At 29.9% G+C, this 20538-nt stretch carries 20 protein-coding genes and 1 other annotated feature; of the genes, 13 read left to right on the top strand and 7 right to left on the bottom strand.

Annotation, left to right across the window (positions count from 1 at the left end):
- Positions 1–423: 423 nt before the first annotated feature.
- Positions 424–987, bottom strand: coding sequence for a chromate transporter (locus RYO54_RS14280; protein ID WP_315120096.1), 564 nt, complete (start codon positions 985–987; stop codon positions 424–426).
- The gene (locus tag RYO54_RS14275; RefSeq protein WP_315120093.1) at positions 984–1550 is read right to left on the bottom strand and encodes a chromate transporter; all 567 of its coding nucleotides are present in this window, start codon (positions 1548–1550) and stop codon (positions 984–986) included. Before RYO54_RS14275 ends, RYO54_RS14280 begins: the two co-directional genes overlap by 4 nt.
- A gap of 124 nt (positions 1551–1674) precedes the next feature.
- Between RYO54_RS14275 and RYO54_RS14270 the strand changes: the two genes are divergently transcribed.
- Both RYO54_RS14270 and RYO54_RS14265 read left to right on the top strand, forming a co-directional pair.
- Positions 1675–2559, top strand: a complete 885-nt coding sequence (locus RYO54_RS14270; RefSeq protein ID WP_315120090.1) for a LysR substrate-binding domain-containing protein — start codon at positions 1675–1677, stop codon at positions 2557–2559.
- Positions 2560–2661: 102 nt separating this feature from the next.
- Positions 2662–4671 (top strand): thioredoxin domain-containing protein, encoded by a 2010-nt coding sequence (locus RYO54_RS14265; protein ID WP_315120088.1) that lies wholly within the window; start codon positions 2662–2664, stop codon positions 4669–4671.
- Between the two features lie 137 nt (positions 4672–4808).
- Here RYO54_RS14265 and RYO54_RS14260 read toward each other — a convergent pair whose 3' ends face one another.
- Together RYO54_RS14260 and RYO54_RS14255 are read right to left on the bottom strand one after the other, a co-directional pair.
- Positions 4809–5501: an LrgB family protein gene (locus RYO54_RS14260; protein WP_315120085.1), complete on the bottom strand. Its 693-nt coding sequence runs from the start codon at positions 5499–5501 to the stop codon at positions 4809–4811.
- Entirely contained in the window at positions 5502–5852 is a 351-nt protein-coding gene (locus tag RYO54_RS14255) for a CidA/LrgA family protein (protein WP_315120083.1), read from the bottom strand. It lies immediately after the preceding gene.
- Between the two features lie 116 nt (positions 5853–5968).
- Between RYO54_RS14255 and RYO54_RS14250 the strand changes: the two genes are divergently transcribed.
- From RYO54_RS14250 to pflA, 6 genes are all read left to right on the top strand, one after another.
- A complete protein-coding gene (locus RYO54_RS14250) occupies positions 5969–7165 on the top strand; it encodes an MFS transporter (RefSeq protein ID WP_315120081.1) in 1197 nt (398 codons plus the stop codon).
- A gap of 131 nt (positions 7166–7296) precedes the next feature.
- Positions 7297–7508: a binding site (T-box leader), on the top strand.
- Between the two features lie 91 nt (positions 7509–7599).
- A complete protein-coding gene (argS, locus tag RYO54_RS14245) occupies positions 7600–9291 on the top strand; it encodes an arginine--tRNA ligase (protein ID WP_315120079.1) in 1692 nt (563 codons plus the stop codon).
- Between the two features lie 108 nt (positions 9292–9399).
- Positions 9400–10197, top strand: coding sequence for a ribonuclease H-like domain-containing protein (locus RYO54_RS14240; RefSeq protein ID WP_315120076.1), 798 nt, complete (start codon positions 9400–9402; stop codon positions 10195–10197).
- Between the two features lie 46 nt (positions 10198–10243).
- Positions 10244–10606, top strand: coding sequence for a CBS domain-containing protein (locus RYO54_RS14235; protein WP_315120103.1), 363 nt, complete (start codon positions 10244–10246; stop codon positions 10604–10606).
- A gap of 203 nt (positions 10607–10809) precedes the next feature.
- Positions 10810–13032 (top strand): formate C-acetyltransferase, encoded by a 2223-nt coding sequence (pflB, locus tag RYO54_RS14230; protein ID WP_315120073.1) that lies wholly within the window; start codon positions 10810–10812, stop codon positions 13030–13032.
- Entirely contained in the window at positions 13019–13738 is a 720-nt protein-coding gene (pflA, locus tag RYO54_RS14225; RefSeq protein WP_315120071.1) for a pyruvate formate-lyase-activating protein, read from the top strand. Before pflB ends, pflA begins: the two co-directional genes overlap by 14 nt.
- Before the next feature lie 22 nt (positions 13739–13760).
- Here the strand turns inward: pflA and RYO54_RS14220 are convergent, their stop codons facing one another.
- From RYO54_RS14220 to RYO54_RS14210, 3 genes are read right to left on the bottom strand one after another with little or no spacing between them, the layout of a single operon-like run.
- Positions 13761–13904: a FeoB-associated Cys-rich membrane protein gene (locus tag RYO54_RS14220; protein WP_399549534.1), complete on the bottom strand. Its 144-nt coding sequence runs from the start codon at positions 13902–13904 to the stop codon at positions 13761–13763.
- 12 nt (positions 13905–13916) lie between these two features.
- Positions 13917–15680 (bottom strand): ferrous iron transport protein B, encoded by a 1764-nt coding sequence (feoB, locus tag RYO54_RS14215; RefSeq protein WP_315120069.1) that lies wholly within the window; start codon positions 15678–15680, stop codon positions 13917–13919.
- Positions 15655–15921, bottom strand: a complete 267-nt coding sequence (locus RYO54_RS14210) for a FeoA family protein (protein WP_315120066.1) — start codon at positions 15919–15921, stop codon at positions 15655–15657. The genes feoB and RYO54_RS14210 overlap by 26 nt, the downstream gene beginning before the upstream one ends.
- A gap of 173 nt (positions 15922–16094) precedes the next feature.
- Here RYO54_RS14210 and RYO54_RS14205 point away from each other — a divergent pair, with 173 nt between their 5' ends.
- The 5 genes from RYO54_RS14205 (at position 16095) to RYO54_RS14185 (ending at position 20534) form a co-directional block, all read left to right on the top strand.
- Positions 16095–16520 carry a PilZ domain-containing protein gene (locus RYO54_RS14205; protein ID WP_315120062.1) on the top strand — a complete coding sequence of 142 codons (426 nt, stop codon included), beginning with the start codon at positions 16095–16097 and terminating at the stop codon, positions 16518–16520.
- A gap of 112 nt (positions 16521–16632) precedes the next feature.
- Positions 16633–17367, top strand: a complete 735-nt coding sequence (locus tag RYO54_RS14200) for an HAD-IB family hydrolase (RefSeq protein ID WP_315120059.1) — start codon at positions 16633–16635, stop codon at positions 17365–17367.
- A 44-nt stretch (positions 17368–17411) separates the two neighbouring features.
- On the top strand, positions 17412–18026 hold the full coding sequence (locus RYO54_RS14195; protein ID WP_315120099.1) for a ribonuclease H-like domain-containing protein: 615 nt from the start codon (positions 17412–17414) through the stop codon (positions 18024–18026).
- A gap of 36 nt (positions 18027–18062) precedes the next feature.
- The gene (locus RYO54_RS14190; protein WP_315120056.1) at positions 18063–18755 is read left to right on the top strand and encodes a FadR/GntR family transcriptional regulator; all 693 of its coding nucleotides are present in this window, start codon (positions 18063–18065) and stop codon (positions 18753–18755) included.
- Between the two features lie 252 nt (positions 18756–19007).
- Positions 19008–20534, top strand: coding sequence for an L-lactate permease (locus RYO54_RS14185; protein WP_315120054.1), 1527 nt, complete (start codon positions 19008–19010; stop codon positions 20532–20534).
- The last annotated feature ends 4 nt before the right edge of the window (positions 20535–20538 follow it).

Raw genomic sequence — 20538 nt, 5'->3', positions numbered from 1 at the left:
CTCGATCCGCCAATCTTGTATTTAATGCAGGAATGACTCCGAGAAGAAAGTAGTAACACTCACAGTTTTCATTGATGCGGATAAAGAATTTATAGCACATGCACGTCTGGCGGACTTTGCTTCGGAATATTTATGTGAAGAAATTGAAGGTTTCTCATTAGAGAAAAATCTCAGCTGACAGAGTAAATTCAAAGTCAGCTGAGATTTTTATATATTCAAAAATTGATAACTTCACAGCATTGAAACCATAATAAGTTACTAAGTTAACCTCTTCCCTTTTTAGGCAAGCATGAAAAGGCTCAGATAATACAGCAATTAAATTCGTACAGCCACAATGCATATTGAGTATGTTGCTATGGAGGTAAACCAGTTATTGTAAGTAAAATATGGAAAGTATTTATGCGGATTAATGCTTCTCAAACATTATTGATAGAAAAATAAACCTATAATACCTGTTAGAATAATAATAAATATTGTATTTATTTTATATTTTCTTAGTAAAAATAAAGAAATAATGAATACAATGATAGCAGTAATATTAAAGTTAACAGCTTTAACATCAAATGATGGTGAGCCAAAAAAGGCAATCAAAAGGATAGTAAATGCAGAAGCAGCAATAAGTCCAACAGAAGTAGAACGTAATCCTTTTAATATGTTGGAAATGATATCTATATCTTTATGTTTTCTGAAAAACCTGTATAAAATAATAGAAAGAATAAATCCAGATAGAATACATCCTAATGTGGCTACTATAGCTCCGAATATACCGGCAATGCGTATTCCCACAAAAGTTGAGGTATTAACTGCTAAAGGCCCGGGGGTCATTTGGGAGATTGTAATAATATCAGTGAATTCTTGCAAAGTAAGCCAATGATGTAAATCAACTACTTGTTCCTTTATTAATGGTATTGTAGCATAACCGCCACCGATACTAAATAAACCAATCTGTAAAAAGCTGACTAACAAAATAATTATATTTTTAGTCATAGCTTGCCCCTCCTTTTCAAATAAGTTTGTACAACGCATAGGAATGAAGAGAAAATAATAATTAAGATAACATTAATATTTAAAAAGAAGCTAGCGAAAAATGAAGCAGGAACCATTAATGTTAACAACCAATTTTTTTCATCTAAAATTCCTTTACTCATATCAATTACTAAATCCACGATAGTAGCGGCGACGCCTGCTTCCATTCCTTTTAGGATTGAAGAAATAACTTTATTATCTCGAAATACACTATAAAAAGAAGATATAACAGATAAAATAAGCAAAGGTGGGAGGATTGTTCCGATACAACAAATGATTGCACCTATAATTCCAGCAATACGATAACCTACTAATACAGAAATATTAACTGCAATGGCACCAGGTGTTGACTGGGAAATGGCTGCCATATCTAGCAGCTCTTGTTCATTAATTAACTTTAGATCATTTACGAAGTATTTCTGTATCATAGGTATAACAATGTATCCACCTCCGAAGGTAAAGGCGCTTATAGAAAACATTATCCTAAACAGCGAAAAATAAAATTTTAATTTATTAGATTTCATAGTGATAAAATTCTCCTCCACATACAAATTATAGACTTTCTATATTATATCTTATAGAAATATCATAAGTAAAATAGTATAATATTATAATAAACATAACTAATTAGTAATGAGAGGGATTCCTATGAATTTGAGGCACTTACGTATTTTTAAAACTGTATGTGAAGAAGAGAGTATTACAAGAGCAGCTGAAAAACTGTTTATGACACAGCCAGCAGTTTCTAATGCAATCAATGAACTAGAATGTTATTTAGGTATTTGTTTATTTGATAGAATTTCTAGAAGGCTTTATTTAAATGAAACAGGTAAACTATTTCTAGCAAAAGCAATAAAGCTTTTGGATTTGTATGATGACTTGGAACAAAACTCTAAAGAATTAGAAGACAATGCAACTATCAAGATTGGATCAAGCATAACCATTGCAAATTTTATTTTACCTAAAGCAATAGCAAATTTTGAAACGGTTTGCAATAATACTCCCACCAATATTATAATTGATAATGCCAGAAATATTGAAAATATGTTACTCAATAATGAAATTGATTTAGGATTGATTGAAGGAGTTATTTATAAGGAAGAGTTGATAAAAATTCCATTTTCAAACTATGAGTTAGCAGTACTTTGTTCACCTGAACATAAATTTGCGCTAGAAAAATCCATAGATGTTAATACATTAATAAAAGAAAGGCTATTGTTGAGAGAAAAAGGTAGTGCCATTCGGGATGTTTTTGACAGTGCATTATTATTACATAATATAACCGTGAACCCAGAGTGGACAAGTGTAAATTCACAAGCTTTAATTTATGCAGTAAAGCAAAACTTAGGAATAAGTGTGTTGCCAAAAATATTAGTGGAAAGGGAACTTAGCAGTGGAGAGCTCTTTGAGGTAAAAGTAAATGATTTTGAATTAATCAGTGTAAATCATATTGTATTTCATAAAGATAAGATCCAGACTAAGAATTATAAAACTCTAGTGGAAATAATAAAGAATAAAGCAAGTGATAAATAGATTACCTCTATTGAAAAGAATATAATGGATTCATCTAAGATTACTATTAAATTAATTATAGTAATCTTTTTTATTTAGGGAATAATACTTAAAAAATGTAATATGAAAGACGGTGGTGTTATGCCTAATAATAAAATACCTAATCGATTGATTAATGAAAAATCCCCTTATTTACTACAACATGCCTATAACCCTGTAGATTGGTATCCATGGGGTGAAGAAGCATTTGAAAAGGCTAAGGAAGAAGATAAGCCAATATTTCTGTCTATAGGATATTCCACATGTCATTGGTGCCACGTAATGGAAAGAGAGTCCTTTGAAGATGAGGAAGTTGCTAAAAGGTTAAATGATGTTTTTATATGTATTAAGGTAGATAGAGAAGAGAGACCTGATGTTGATAATATATATATGACTTATTGTCAAGCCATGACAGGCAGCGGAGGATGGCCCCTTACCATAATCATGACTCCGGATAAAAAGCCTTTCTTTGCAGGTACATATTTCCCTAAAAAAAGAAAGTTTGGGAGACCAGGTTTATTTGACATTATAAATGAAATAGAAATTAACTGGCACGGCAATAGGGATAGCATTATTGAGTATTCTGATAAGCTATTAGAAAATATAAAGCAGGAAAGCAATAAAAACACAAAAACTGAATTGGATGAAAATATAATCATAGAGGCTTTTAATAAACTAGAGAGAGCTTTTGACAGTGAATATGGAGGATTTTATGCTCAGCCTAAATTTCCAACTCCTCATAAATTGATGTTTCTTCTCAGGGTATGGAAGATTTATGGCTATAAGGAAGCTTTACATATGGTTGAGAGTACATTAGAAAGTATGTACAAAGGTGGTATATTTGATCATATAGGCTTTGGGTTTAGTAGATATTCTACGGATGGGAAATGGCTTGTTCCACATTTTGAAAAAATGCTCTATGATAATGCTCTATTAGCTCTAGTATATGCAGAAACTTATGCTGAAACTAAAGAAGAAAAGTACAAGGACATATGTGAAAAAATACTTTGGTATTTAAAAGATAAGATGATATCTGAGAAAGGGGCTTTTTATTCCGCGGAAGATGCAGATTCAGAAGGGGTAGAAGGAAAGTTTTATATATGGACTTTAGAAGAAATAAAAGAAGTCTTGGGAGAGGAAGAGGGGGATTTTTTCTGTTCTTATTATGATATTACAGAAAGAGGAAATTTCGAAGGAAAAAATATTCCAAATCTAATTAATCAGGATTTAAATGAAATAAATAAAGATACCTTAGAAAAATTAGATTCATTAAGAAAAAGGCTATATGTTCGTAGAGAAAAGAGGATACATCCACATAAAGATGATAAAATACTAACTTCATGGAACGGCTTGGCTATAGCTGCTTATGCCTACGCAGGAAGAATATTTAATAATAAGGATTATACAAATATAGCAGAAAGAGCTGTAAGTTTCCTATTAAAAAATCTTGTAAGAGAAGATGGAAGGGTTTTAGCAAGATTTAGAGATGGGGAATCGGCTTACTTAGGCTATCTAGATGATTATGCCTTTTTAGTGTGGGGTTTAATAGAGTTATATGAAGGTACCTTTAATGAGGACTATTTAAAAAAAGCTATTTATTATAACAATGAGACCATAAAGCTATTTTGGGATAAAGAACTATCAGGATTCTTTATTTATGGCGAGGATGGAGAAGAGCTTTTATTAAGACCTAAGGAGAGTTTTGATAATGCAATGCCTTCAGGAAATTCAGTGGCTATTTATAATATGTTAAGGCTATATAGCATGACTGAGGATTTGGAATTAAGCAATAAAGCTACAGAGGCCTTTAATGTATTTGGAGAGAATATTAAAAACTATCCAGAAGCTCATTTGTTTTTGTTAATTCCTTTTATGTTTACAACAAAGGGAAATAGAAAAATAACTATTTCAGGGAAAAGAGAAGATAGTACTTTAAAAGAAATGATATATGAAATCAACAAGAAATTCACACCTTTTACAAATGTAGTATTGCAAAGTACCAATGAAGACGAGACTAAGGCATATATCTGTGAGAATTTTACTTGTGGTAGTCCTGTAAGTACCTTAGAAGAGTTTGTAAAGTTACTTCATTAATTCAGGGTGAATTAAATTATGGTAAATTAAACTATATAAAAGAAGTTCATATATGATAGCATAGTGGAGAATAAAGTTTTAGATTAGCTAAAAGCATACAACCTTAAATCTTAATTCTCCACTATTAATTAATCAAATTAACTAAGTATTTTTATTAGAATAGGAGCTAATATGGAAGTGGCTAATCCAGCAATACCTATAGCTAGTCCACTCATAGCTCCTTCTGTTTCCCCCATTTCCATAGCTTTAGTTGTACCTACGGCATGAGTAGAAGTGCCAATAGCTATACCTATAGCGATTTTATCCTCAATTTTAAAAAGTTTGCATACTATAGGTGCCACAACAGCTCCCATTATACCTGTAATAACAATTGCAGAAACTGTAACAGCGGGTATACCTCCAATAACCTTGGACACTTCCATTCCTATAGGAGTGGTTATTGATTTAGGTACTAGCGAAAGTGCAAGCTGCTTATCTATATTAAATAATTTGCATAAATATACTACGCTAAAAATAGCTGCAAATGTTCCTACTGTAATTCCTAAAATTATTGGTATTACATACTTTTTTATTAACTCTAATTGATTATATAAAGGTACAGCAAGTACCACTGTAGCGGGCCCAAGAAAAAAGGAGATTAAATTTCCTCCTAGGTTAAAAGAATCTAAATTAATATTAAACTTAATCAAAATTGATGCTATCAAGATTACACATATTAAAAGAGGATTAAATAAGGGCATATTAGTTTTTTTATAAATTAATAATCCAATTTCAAAACATGCTATAGATAAGATTACTCCAAATAAAGGAGAGTTTATAATTGAATTCATCTATTTGTTAGTCCTCCTTGCGTATAATTGTATTGTCCAACCTGTTACCACCATTGTTATAATAGCGGAAATAAACAGAATAGACAAAAAAGCAAACCATTTTCCTTTTAAAAGTGACATACACGATATTATACCCACCCCTGCTGGAACAAAGAAAAAAGAAAGATGATCTAATAAAAATTTGCTTAAGGTATCTATCATGTCAATTTTTATAATTCCAGCACATAGAGCAATAAACAAAATCAACATTCCTAATACATTACCAGGTATAGGAAGTTTGAATATATTGTGTATTAATTCTCCTAAGAGGCATAATATTAATATAATGCCCATTTGTCTAAGTAATTTCATAAAAACACCTCTTTTCTGTAATGGAGTTAGAAATGTGCCAATATTTATTTTAGTACTATTAAAAGAAAAATACCAGAATTAATATATATTTTTATAAAAAATGAAGGTGAAAATATATGAGAAAATACATTGAAAGCATTATAAACTCTTATAAGGGATTACCTAAAGAAATTTATATTATGTTTATTTCAAGAATGGTTAATAGTTTAGGAAGTTTTGTTTATCCTTTACTAACATTGATACTAACTCAAAAAATTGGATTATCCCACAGCAAGGCAGGTATATTTATGACACTTATTGCAGTTTTGTCAGCACCAGGTATGTTGATTGGAGGAAAGTTAGTAGATACTATAGGGAGAAAAAAGACAATATTAATATTTCAAACTTTAGCTTTAATTGTTTTTGTCATATGCGCTTTTTTAAAACCATCATTAAAAATGGCATACACACTCATGTTAGCTCCTGTTTTTTATTCCTTTTGTATGCCTGCTCAAGATGCTATAACAGCGGATTTAACTGATGAAAGTAATAGAAAAGAAGCATTTTCATTGCTTTACATGGGACATAATTTGGGTTTCGCCATAGGACCTATAATTGGCGGCATATTGTATAAAAATCATCTACCTTTAGTTTTTTTAGGGGATGCTTTTACCACATCTATATCTCTCTTACTTGTAATGATATTTATCAAAGAGACTCTAAATAGGGAAGATGAGAAAATTATAGATAATAAAGAATCCTCCATATCTATATTAAAGAGAAGAAAAAAGTTAATATTTTTCGCTTTGATATTATTTATATATCAATTTTCTTATTCTCAATGGGGATTTTTATTGCCTTTACAGTTAGGAGATATTTATGGTGAAGATGGAGGAAAATATTTTGGATTTATGGCTGGAGTAAATGGAATTTTAATAGTGTGCTTTACTGCCTTTATATCAAGTGTTACAACAAAACTTAGGAGTTTGAAGATTATTGCAATAGGAGGATTGTTTTATTCTGTAGCTTTTTTAATATTCTCAATGAAAAGTAATATAACATATTTCTTTATTGCAGCAGTAATAATGACTTTTGGAGAGATAATGGTATCTATTAACACTCCAGTGTTCATATCAAATAATAGTCCACCCACTCATAGAGGAAGAATTAACGCTATACTTCCAACTATATACGGAGCTGGATGGGCACTAGGTCCCGTTTTGATGGGAGGACTTTTGGCATATCGCCCCATAGAGACAGGATGGACTGCTGTATTTTTATTAATGTTTCTTGCGGCCTTATTAATGATGATATTGAATCACAGTAAAATATAAAAATTAATAATTTATATTGACAAAACACGAATCATAATACTATAATTACTAAAGATTAGCAATGAATAAGTACCTTGATTAATTTATAATTAGCATAATTAATTTGAATAATATAATAATTAAGATAGAACTAAAATTTTGTGAAGAGGAGAGTACTTTTTAACCTTTCTTTAAGCGAGCAGGGAATGGTGGAAGCCTGTAAGAAAGTAAAAAGGAAGAGAGCCTTGGAGAAGCTTATTCAAAATTCTAAAGTGGAAGAGTAGAGTAAGACGTTAACCGCGTTAAGGTTTTGAGTGGACTATTGTCAACTAGAGTGGTACCGCGGAAATTACCCGTCTCTTTTATTTAAGAGAGGGTTTTTTGTTTTTTTGAACTAATAGTAAATAGTTAAAAGCAATTAATAAAAATGAACCAATAAAAAGGGAGGAATAAGTATGGATTTTAAAAAGTTAGTAGCAGAAAGGATTTCTGAAAACATAGAATTACCTATCGAAAAGGTTGAGGAATTTATAGAAATACCGCCTAAAGCAGATATGGGAGACTTTGCTTTTCCTTGTTTTCAGTTAGCAAAGACATTAAGAAAAGCTCCAAATGCAATAGCAAGTGAATTAAAGGAAAAAATAAATAAAGATGGATTTGAAAAAATCGAAAGCTTAGGACCTTACTTAAATTTCTTTGTAGATAAAGAAGTGTTTGCAAAAAATACTTTGGAAAAGGTAATATGTGAAGGAGAAAAATATGGACACACTAATATAGGAGAGGGTAAAAATGTAGCTTTAGAATATTCATCTCCTAATATTGCAAAACCATTCCATGTTGGGCACCTATTTAGTACTGCTATTGGGAATTCCTTATATAAAATAATGAGTTCTCAAGGATATAATTGTATCAGATTAAATCATTTAGGAGATTGGGGAACACAATTTGGTAAACTGATTTCAGCATATAAAAGATGGGTAGATGAAGAGGCATTAGAAAAAGAACCTATAAAAGAGTTGTTAAGAATATATGTAAAATTTCACGATGAAGCAGAAAAGGATCCTTCATTAGAGGAAGAAGGAAGAATGTATTTTAAAAATCTAGAGGAAGGGTCAGAAGAGGAGACAAAACTTTGGGAAAGATTTAAAAATTTAAGCTTAAAAGAATTTGATAGGGTCTATAAAATGCTTAATGTAGAGTTTGATTACTACAATGGGGAGAGCTTCTACGGTGACAAAATGGATGCGGTAGTAGAAGAAATAGATAAAAAGGGATTATTGACTGATAGCAATGGAGCTAAGGTTGTAATGCTAGAAGATTATAATATGCCACCATGTATAATAAAGAAATCTGATGGTGCAACAATATATGCTACTCGTGATTTAGCAGCAGCTTTATATAGAAAAAATACTTATGATTTTTATAAGAGTATATATGTGGTTGGCCTTGAACAAAGTCTCCACTTTAAACAGGTATTTACTACATTAAAGCTTATGGGACATGAATGGGCAGAGGATTGCAAACATATAGGCTTTGGTCTTGTTAGATTTTCTGATAAAAAACTTTCAACTAGAAAAGGAGAAGTTATATTCCTAGAAGATCTATTGAAAGAGTCCATAGATAAAACCATGGAAGTTATAAAAGAAAAGAATGGGGAATTAGAAAATAAGGAAGAAGTAGCTGAAAAAGTTGGTATAGGGGCTGTGATATTCACTTACTTGAAGAATAACAGAGAAAGAGATATAGTATTTAGCTGGAATGAAATGCTAAGCTTTGATGGTGAAACAGGACCTTATATTCAATATAGTTATGCAAGAGGAAAGAGTATATTAAGAAAATTAGGAACTGTATGTGGCGAAGTGGATTATAGCAAACTATCTTCTAAAGAAGAATTTGAATTAATAAAAACTTTAGAAGGATTTAATAATGCTATAACTTATTCCATAGATAAATTAGAGCCATCTATAGTTACTAGATACGTAATAGATGTAGCGAAGGGATTTAATAAATTCTACAATCTGCATAGCATTATTAATGCTGAGGATAAAGCAACCAAGAAGGCCAGATTAAAGTTAGTTGAGGCAACTTGTGTGGTAATTAAGAATGCTTTAGCACTATTAGGTATTGAAGCTGTTGAAAAAATGTAATATAGAAAATGGAATTAAAATGGTCTACAATTTTTTGTAGACCATTTTAAATTTAGGCATTATATTGTATAATTATATAGGTTCTAAGATAAAAAATGGAGGATAAATATGATAATTGAAGATAGAAATGTAGGTATAAATATTCCTGCTGAGATATTTGAAGAATATAAATTAGAAGATGTAGCTTTTTTTGATATAGAAACTACTGGTTTTAGCAAGGAAGATGATAAGATTATACTTATATCTGTGGGAAAGTATATAGATGAGGATTTATATAATGTAAAACAATATTTTGCAGAAAGCATTGAAGACGAAAAAAATATTCTTTTTGAATTTGGAAAAGATATTATAAATTTCAATAAATGGTGTTCTTTTAATGGCATTGCTTTTGACGAACCTTTTATTAAGCATAAATTATATAAAAATAAATTAGAAGTTGAATTGCCAAATGAGCATATAGACTTGTACAGGCTTATTAGGCCTTACCATAAGCAACTAGGATTAAATAGATGCAATTTAAAAACCGTTGAAAAACATTTAGGTATTGAAAGAAAAGACACTATTGACGGGGGAATTAGTGTAATATTATATAATGAATATCTTAAGACTAAGGATGAAAAACTAAAGAAAAAAATACTGTTGCATAACTATGAAGATGTTCTTAATTTACCTAAAATATTTAAATTGATCTATAGGATGGATAATAATTGTGAATTAATTAGAGAAAATCCTATAACGGATAAACAAGCAAAATATTTGATGTTTTTGTTGAAAAAGCATAATATAGATATAGAGGTAGATTTAAGCAAAATATCAAAAAGAGCGGCATGTAGATTAATTGATAGCATTATAAGAGGAGAGAAAAATTTAAACTTCTTAGAAAGCATTATAAAAAACAGCTATTAACATAATCATTATAATAGGGGGTGTTTTTGTGCCGATAAAAGATATTATGATATCAAACTTAATAACTTTAAAATCTGAGGACACAGTAGAATATGCTCTGAAATTGATGAATCAAAAGAAAATAAACGGGGCGCCAGTGGCAGACGATGCAGGAAAACTAGTAGGTATGATAGTAAAAGCGGATATTTACAGATTTCTAATGGAAGAGGGACATTATGATACTTGCCCAGTAGACTGGGTTATGACAAAAAAAGTTGTTGTAGCATCACCAAATGATGATTTAGTAGAAGTTGCGAAGAAATTAAGAGAACATAATATTATTGCTATTCCTGTAGTAGAAGAAGACAATACTTTAAAAGGTATCGTTGCAATGGAGGATATAGTAGATTATTTTTTAAGGGAAAATTAAATTTAATGATATGCTATGATAAAGTGAAAAACAAAGTAAATTAGCAAGAATTGAAAGCTAATTTATTTTGTTTTATTTATTTGCCGTTATATAACGAACAATACATTTAAATAATATAGTAATATATGTTATAATGTGAATGATTAATACATAAAAAAACATAATATACGTAGTAAATTTTATGCACATAAAGGAGGAAATATATGAATATACAATGGCAAGATTTCAAATTGGGAGATTGGAATAATAAAGTAAATGTAAGAGATTTTATTAAAAACAATTATGTCCCTTACTATGGAGATGATAGTTTTTTAAAAGAGACAAGCAAAAAAACAAAAGAAGTATGGGATATAAGCAGTAAATTAATTATAGAAGAATTGAAGAAAGGTATATTAGATGTAGACAGGGAAACTGTGGCAGGAATAGATGTTTATAAAGCTGGATATATAAAAAAAGATAGCGAAGTCATTGTTGGATTACAAACAGATTCACCACTAAAAAGAATAGTCAATCCTTATGGTGGAATCAGAATGGTAAAGCAAGCTTTAAATGAATATGGGTATGATATAAATGATAATATGGAGAAAATATTTACTAAATATAGAAAAACTCATAATCAAGGAGTTTTTGATGGCTATACTGATGAAATGAGAAATGCTAGAAGTGCAGGGGTTTTAACAGGATTACCAGATGCCTATGGCAGAGGGAGAATTATAGGTGACTATAGAAGAATTCCTCTTTATGGAATAAATTTTTTAATTAGTGAAAAGAAAAAGGAATTAGGGAAAATTAAAGGTATAATGCTAGATGAAAAAATTAGACTGAGAGAAGAGGTTAGTGAACAGATTAGAGCCCTGGAAAAAATGAAAAATATGGCGTTATCTTATGACATAGATATATCAAATCCTGCTGAAAATGCTAAAGAAGCTGCTCAATTTATGTATTTTGGTTACTTAGCAGGGGTAAGAGAAAATAATGGTGCAGCTATGTCTTTAGGTAGGACAAGCACTTTCATAGACATATACATAGAAAGAGATTTAAAAAATGGAGTTATAACGGAAGAAGAAGCTCAAGAAATAATAGATCAATTTGTAATTAAACTAAGACTTATAAGACATTTAAGAACTCCTGAATATAATGAATTATTTGGTGGAGACCCTAATTGGATTACTGAGTCTATTGGAGGAATGGGATTAGATGGCAGAACATTAGTAACTAAGACTTCCTTTAGATTTTTACATACCCTTATAAATTTAAATCCAGCTCCAGAACCAAATATGACAGTTTTATGGTCTGAAGCCTTGCCAGAAAACTTTAAAAAGTTTTGTGCAAAGATGTCCATAATAACGGATTCCATACAATATGAAAACGATGATATTATGAGACCTATATATGGAGATGATTATGGTATAGCTTGTTGTGTTTCAGCTATGAAAATAGGGAAGGAAATGCAGTTTTTTGGGGCAAGATGTAATATAGCTAAGGCCTTACTACTTGCTATTAATGGAGGAATGGATGAAATAAAGGGTAAAGTAATTGTGCCTGAAATAGAAAGAGTAGAGGATGAGGTATTGGATTATAGTAAAGTTTATTATAACTATAATAAAGTTTTAGAGTACTTAGCAGAGCTTTATGTAAATACTATGAATACTATACATTTCATGCATGATAAGTATGCTTATGAGGCTTCACAAATGGCTCTACACGATATTTATGTAGGAAGACTTATGGCTTTTGGCATAGCAGGTTTGTCTGTTGCTATTGATTCACTTAGTGCTATAAAATATGCTAAGGTAAGACCTATAAGAAAAAATGGATTAGCAGTGGATTTTAAAATAGAAGGAGACTTTCCTAAATACGGAAATGACGATGATAGAGCAGATAATATTGGAGTGGAATTAGTAAAGAAATTTTCAGAAGAGCTTAAAAAACATCCAACATACAGAAATGCAAGACACACTCTTTCAGTATTAACAATTACATCAAATGTAATGTATGGAAAGAAGACTGGTTCTACTCCAGATGGAAGAAAAATAGGTGAACCTTTATCACCGGGCGCAAATCCAATGCATGGTAGAGATGAAGAAGGAGCGTTAGCTTCATTGAATTCAGTAGCAAAAATACCTTATTGCTATTGTGAAGATGGAGTTTCTAATACTTTCTCTATAGTTCCTAAGGCTTTAGGTATGAATTTAGAAAATAGAGTTGAAAATCTGGTATCTATTATGGATGGATATTTTATACAAGGTGCTCATCATCTAAATGTTAATGTTCTAAATAGAGAGACATTAATGGAGGCTATGGAATATCCAGATAAATATCCTACATTGACAATAAGAGTATCTGGATATGCGGTTAATTTCAATAGATTATCAAAAGAACAGCAAGAAGAGGTTATAAGGAGAACCTTCCATGACAGAATATAAAAGAGGAAGGATTCACTCAATTGAGACTATGGGATTAGTGGATGGACCTGGTATAAGAACTGTTGTGTTTTTTCAAGGGTGCCATTTAAATTGTATATACTGTCATAATCCTGATACATGGAATACGAAGGAAGGATATGATATAGGTTCTAAAGATTTAATTAATAAAATAATTAGATATAAACCTTATTATAAGAGCTCTAATGGAGGGGTAACTTTTTCTGGTGGGGAGTGTTTATTACAAGAAGATTTTCTTATAGAAGTTTTAAAAAAGTGCAAAGAAGAAGGTGTTCATACAGCAATTGATACTTCGGGGTATGGAAAAGGAAATTATGATGAAATATTAAGATATACAGATTTAGTTATACTAGATATAAAACATGTAGATGATGAAGGCTATAGAGAGATTACAAGTAGTGGAATTGAAGAAGCTGAAAAATTTATTAAGGCGTTAAATAAAAACGACTGTAGTGTTTGGATAAGGCATGTAGTCATTCCAGGAATTACTGATAAGGATGAACATATATTAAAGTTAAAAGAAAAAATAAATAGCATCAAGAACTTAGAAAAAGTACAGCTACTTCCTTATCATAGTATGGGAGAGTATAAGTATGAAAAGTTGAAGATTCCATACAAGCTAAAAGGAATAAAAGATATGGAAGATAAGTTAATGATAAAGCTAAATAAAATAATAAATAAAAAATGAGGATAGTGTCTAAACACTATCCTCATTTCTCATCTTTATAACTTGGGCAATGTGAAGAACAACTTCCACAACTGCATCCACCAGAAGATTTTTTCTTTATGTTTTTATATAGTATATAAATAGCTGAAAGGGCTATTACAGCTGTAATAACAATTTGAATAAACATATTATCACCATCCTACAAAATTAAAATTCCTATATTATATATTAAAAAGGATACTATCCAGGCTAGTCCCATTTGATAAAGAACTGAACCTATTGCCATTTTCTTACCATATTCCTTTTTCATAGCAGCTACTACGGATACACAAGGTGTATATAATAATACAAATACTAAGAATGAAAGGGCGGATAACTGAGTAAAATGACTAGGTAAAACTTCTACTAAATTACCACCATATATAACTCCCATAGATCCTATGATAACTTCTTTTGCCATTAATCCTGTAAGTAGAGATACTGAATTTTGCCAAGAAGCAAATCCTAAAGGTTTAAATATTGGATTAATAAATTCTCCAATTTTAGCTAGTAAACTATCATTTATTTCAACCATTCCACTAAAGTTGAAGTTTGATAAAAACCAAACTATAACAGAAACTGCAAATATAATAGTTCCAGCTTTCTTTAAGAATCCTTTACCTTTATCCCATGTATGTAATAAAAGATTTCTAGGTTCAGGCATTTTATATTCTGATAATTCTATGATAAAAGGTTCTTCATCTTTTTTAAATAATGTGTTTTTAAATAATATACCTACAATAAATGCTATTAATATGCCTAGTAGATATAAAGACAGTACAACGATAGATTCCTTACCAGGGAAAAACACCGATGCAAACAGTGCATAAACAGGTAGTCTAGCATTACAAGACATTAATGGAACTAAAAGAGCTGTTAGCTTTCTATCTTTTTCACTTTCTAATGTTCTTGCAGCCATTATACCAGGAACAGAACAACCAAATCCAACTATAAGAGGGATAAAAGCTTTCCCTGACAATCCCATTCCTCTCATTATTCTATCCATTATAAAGGCAGCTCTAGACATATATCCACTATCCTCTAAAAATGAAATTCCAAGGAATAGAGCAAGTATTATAGGTAAAAATACAATTACAGAACCAACACCGCCTACAATACCATCTACAATCAATGATCTAAACCATGGGCTAGAACTTTGCAGATAAACCTCTAAAGTAGGCATTAGACTATCATTTACAAATCCATCTAACAAATCAGACAAGGGTTGTCCTACCCATGAAAAAGTAAATTGAAAAATTAAATATAATATACCTAAAAATATAGGATAGGCCAAAAATTTATTTAATACAATATTATCAATTTTTTGTGTTACAGATGATTTACTTTCCTTTGTATGCGTAACCACATCTTTTTTAATATTTTCGATGTATTTGTATGCCTCTTCTTCACTCTGAAAGTGATAATCATTAGCATTACGTGAATCTAAAAAATTACCGCCCAAAAGTAGATTCTTTAGATTATCTATACCTAAGCCTTTTGAAGCGGATATGGGTATAACAGTAACATTTAATTTTTTGCTTAATAAATCATAATCAATTTTTATTCCTCTATTTTCAACTATGTCAATCATATTTAATAAAAGTACTATAGGTTTATTAAATTCTTTTAGTTGCAAAGTTAAATAAAGATTTCTTTCCAGGTTAGATGCATCTACTATATTTAATATTACATCTACATCGTCTCTTGAAAGAAATTCCTTTGAGATTTTTTCTTCATTAGAATAAGTATCCATAGCATAAATGCCAGGGAGATCAACTATTTTTACGTTTTTGTCAATGTAGCCTTCTTTTTTTTCTACAGTTACTCCAGCCCAGTTACCTACATATTGGTTTGAGCCAGTTAAAGCGTTAAAAAGTGAAGTCTTGCCCACATTTGGATTACCTAGAAGTGCAACAGTTGTCATATGCGGCCTCCAATCTTTCTTTTAAGTTAACATGTATATTTTTAGCATCTTTCTTTCTTAATGCCAAATCAAATCCTCTAAAATTAATTACAATAGGATCTCCAAAAGGGGCTGTGTTTTTAAACTCTATCTCCGTGCCTTTAGTACATCCTAATGCTAATAATCTTTTACATAATTTATCATTTCCACATATATCTTCAATATAGGCTTTATCACCTAGATTTAAATCATTAATACTCATTTAGAATCCCCCCCTTATTTATGTTGATAATCATTATCATTTTCAATTAAAATATAACATTTTTTAAAGTCAAAGTCAATAACAAATTACTGGTTTTTCCGTATAATAAATTGTATAATAGTATTAAAAACGACACTAGAGTTTTAATTTTGACATAAGGTGGTAATGCAGATTTGAAGATTTATAAAAATGGCGAATATATACATATGAGTTATAGCAATAGCAAAAGCAAGGATAAAAATAATGATGAGGGTGAAGAAAATTATAAAAATAATGATAAAAAAAGAAAAATTAATATAGATATATACTATCCTAGGGTCAATGATGAAAGTATATATGAGAAATACAAGTCAGAAGAACCCATTATGACTATTATAAATATGTCCTCTGAAAGCATTACAATCTTAAGCAAATTTTTTCTTGAGATAGGGGATTTTATTAATTTTTCTTTAACTTTAGGAGATTATCCATCCTTTTGGTGTTTATGTGAGGTAAAAAATATAAAGTTTCAAGATGAATATTGTGAAGTTGAATGCGAGCTTTATTCACTTACAATGGAGCAAATAAATAAAATTAAAGAATATATAAATAGTATATAACTAACTATATAGAGTAGAATATAATATTAATAAGGTGTATAATAAAAGGTGGAATTTAACATAAATTCTACCTTTTATTTACTATACATAATAAATTTATGGAGGAAATAGCATGAAAAATATTGTAGCATTTTTTGATATAGATGGTACTCTATATAGAGAAGGATTGATTTCTGAAGTATTTAAAAAATTAATAAGATATGAGATAATAAGCTCAGAAAGATGGCATAATGAAGTTAGACCTGAATATGAAAAATGGGATAAAAGACAAGGAAATTATGATAATTATTTATTAAAGATGGCGGGTATATATTTAGAGGCTATAAAAGGCCTTCATAAATATCAAGTAGAAGTGATTGCCAAAAATGTAATATCTCAAAAAGGTGATAGAGTTTATACTTATACAAGAGATAGAATAAAGTGGCATAAAGAGCAAGGGCATAAAGTCATAACTATTTCAGGTAGTCCTGTAGAATTAGTAAGAGAAATGAGTTTGAAACATGGGTTTGATGATTATAGAGGAACCACATATATTATGGATGATAATGGAATTTATACTGGTGATGTAATACCTATGTGGGATAGCATTAGTAAACAAAAGGCTATTGAAGAATTAGCGGAGAAATATAATATTGATTTAGAAAATAGTTATGCATATGGAGATACATCAGGAGATCTTTCTATGTTTAAAATGATTAAATATCCTACATGTGTGAATCCTACTAGAGAACTGATAAATAAAGTATTAGAAGATAAGGATTTGATAGAAAAAATCAATATAATTGTTGAGAGAAAAGATGTAATATATAATATTAATCCAAGTAATTTAGAGTTACTTATGCTGTAATTTATTAGAAAAGAGTGGTACTAGTGATTATAAGAGAGAAAAATATTAAACTTGATAATGTTTTAGATGAAAATTGTTTATACCATAGTGATAATGCTATATATAAAAATTCTATTTTTTTTGATTTAGAGCATTATGTTTATAAAAAACCAATATGCGTGGGTGTATTTGGAAGTTGTTATTATGATGAATTAACTAATAGTTTAAATATAACTCAATATATGATTGAGAATAAAGAGGATTCAAAAGAAATTTTAAAATTAGCTAAAGAATATTTCATAAATATGAGTAATTGTAAAAAGTACATTGTAACTTTTTCAGGGAATAACGATTTTACAGTTATAAATTATTTATTTAAAAAATACAAAATTGATATTAATATAGATGATTATTTTATTCATGTGGATTTGCAAAAGGAATATGAGAAAATTAAAAAAACAAGTATAGGACTTAAAGCACTAGAGAAAGAATTTAATATTGAAAGAGAAAGTGAACTAATCAGTGGCCAAAACTTAGCAAAAACTTTTGGTAAGGTAGTAAAGGATAGAGACTATATCAATAGAATGCCCAATGAAAAAATAGAGAAAATACTTCTATACAATGAACAGGATGTAGTTAGTCTTTTTTATATGAGTGTTAGCTGGTTACAAATAATATAGAATCTACTATTTATTGATAAAGAGAGGAATGACACTATGTTTACCCCAATAAAAAATACAAAAGTTTATGAGCAAGTTATTGAACAAATCAAAGATATGATAAATAAGGGCATATTAAAAAAAGGAGATAAACTACCTTCTGAAAGAGATTTGGTTGAAAAGTTACAAGTAAGTAGGACATCTATAAGAGAAGCTTTAAGAGCACTTGAAATAATAGGACTTATAGAATCAAGACAAGGAGAAGGGAATTTTGTAAAGAGTAACTTTGAAAATAATTTATTCGAGCCATTATCAATAATGTTTATACTTGAGAAAAGTGACCCTATGGATATATTAGAGCTTAGAAAAATAATAGAAAAAGAAACTGCTACTTTAGCAGCTACAAGAATATCGGAAGATGAGCTTGCTGAATTAAGAGATTTAATAGATAAATTTAAAAATCTTGATGAAGATGAAGAAATGGTAAAAGCTGATAGAGAATTTCATTATAAAATAGCTCAAGTTTCTAAAAATTTTTTAATCCTTAGCATATTAAATGCAATATCATCCTTGATGGAAATTTTTATAGAGAATGCTAGAAGAAATATATTAATAAATACAGATAATAAAGAATTATTAGTAAAGCAACATGAAGATATATATATAGCTTTAAGTGAACATGATCCACAAAAAGCTCTAAAGGCTATGAGCATACATTTAGACACTATAAATGAATACATGTCAAAATAAGAAAAACTAAGTGTGTTGTTATAAAAATAACAATGTACTTAGTTTTTTTATGCGAAATAATAAAATTTAAAATTTTCAGAAATAAATTATGTATGAATAATTCTTTAAATACAGGACTCAAAACATTGTTTTCTCTAATATGAAAATAATGTTAATATATTAACTATTATAGAAATATTTCGAATATTGTGATACTATTATAGCATAACTGGTAATACCATATTACCACAATACCAGTAAGGGGGATTAGAAATGAATGAATATTTATTATTTTTAGTTGCACTGATACCCATAGTTTGGCTTGTGATATCTTTAGGCGCGCTAAAAATGGAGGGGCACAAAACTTGTTTTCTTACTTTATTAATTACTTTAATACTGGCTATAGTTTTTTGGAAGATGCCTGCCTTAGATGCAGCAACTGCAGCATTGGAGGGAGTAGCTTTAGGACTTTGGCCAATAATGTTAGTTATCATAGCCGCAGTATTTACTTATAATGTATCTGTTCATACTAAAAGTATGGAACTAATAAAGAAAATGATGATAAATATTTCAACAGATAAAAGAATATTAGTTTTAATTTTAGCTTGGGGTTTTGGAGGCTTTTTAGAAGCCATAGCAGGTTTTGGAACCGCTGTAGCAATACCAGCTAGTATAATGGCTTCATTAGGCTTTGATCCAGTATTTGCTGCAATAATATGCTTAATTGCCAATACAACTCCTACAGCTTTTGGAGCTATAGGCATCCCTGTAAGTACTCTTGCTCAAATTACATCATTAGATGTTAATATTTTAAGTTATGCCGTTACAATTTTCTTAACTCCTCTCATAATACTCATTCCAATTATATTAGTGATGTTAACAGAAAAGAGCATAAAGGGAATAAAAGGTGTAGTAGCAATAACTTTGGTATCTGGAATAAGTTTTGCGATTCCTCAAATATTTATAGCCAAGCATATGGGGGCAGATCTTCCAGCTATTGTAGGGAGTGTATCCTCTATGATATGTACCATTATTATGGCAAAGGTATTTTATAAAGACAAATCTTCTCAAGGTGATAAAGATATTACATTTAAAAGTGTAGTATTAGCTTGGTTACCATTCATATTAGTATTTCTATTTATAATTTTTACTAGTCCATTATTTCCAAATATAAATAAATTTTTATCTACCATACAAACATCTTTATATATTTATACTGGGGAAGGAGCTAAACCCTTTACGTTTCCATGGTTGGCCACTCCTGGAACATTAATAATTATAGCTACTTTTATAGGTGGAGCTTTACAAGGAGCAAAATTTAAAGATATGTTTCACATTTTAATGAAAACCTTTAAACAGATGAGCAAGTCATTTATAACAATATTATCTATAGTAGCTTTAGCAAAGGTTATGGGATATAGCGGCATGATTAAATCTATAGCAACAATACTTGTAAAGGTAACAGGAAAATATTATCCGCTGATATCTCCTGTAATAGGTGCAATGGGTACTTTTGTTACAGGAAGTGACACCTCGTGTAATGTATTGTTTGGAGGTTTACAGGTAGAGGTGGCTAAAAGTTTAAATTTAAGTCCTTATTGGCTTGCAGCTGCAAATACCGGTGGAGCAACTGCTGGGAAAATGATATCTCCTCAAAGTATAGCCGTAGCCACAGCAGCTACAGGACTCATAGGTGCAGAAGGTAAAATTTTAAATAGAACATTTAAAATTTGTATATTCTATGTAGTTGTTTTAGGTTTAATAGCATATTTTGCTTCGCCATTAGTTAATATAATTTAAAAAT

The sequence above is a fragment of the uncultured Clostridium sp. genome, from assembly GCF_963515715.1.
Lineage (GTDB): Bacteria > Bacillota > Clostridia > Clostridiales > Clostridiaceae > Clostridium_AW.
This window is presented reverse-complemented; position numbering and strand designations above follow the sequence as displayed.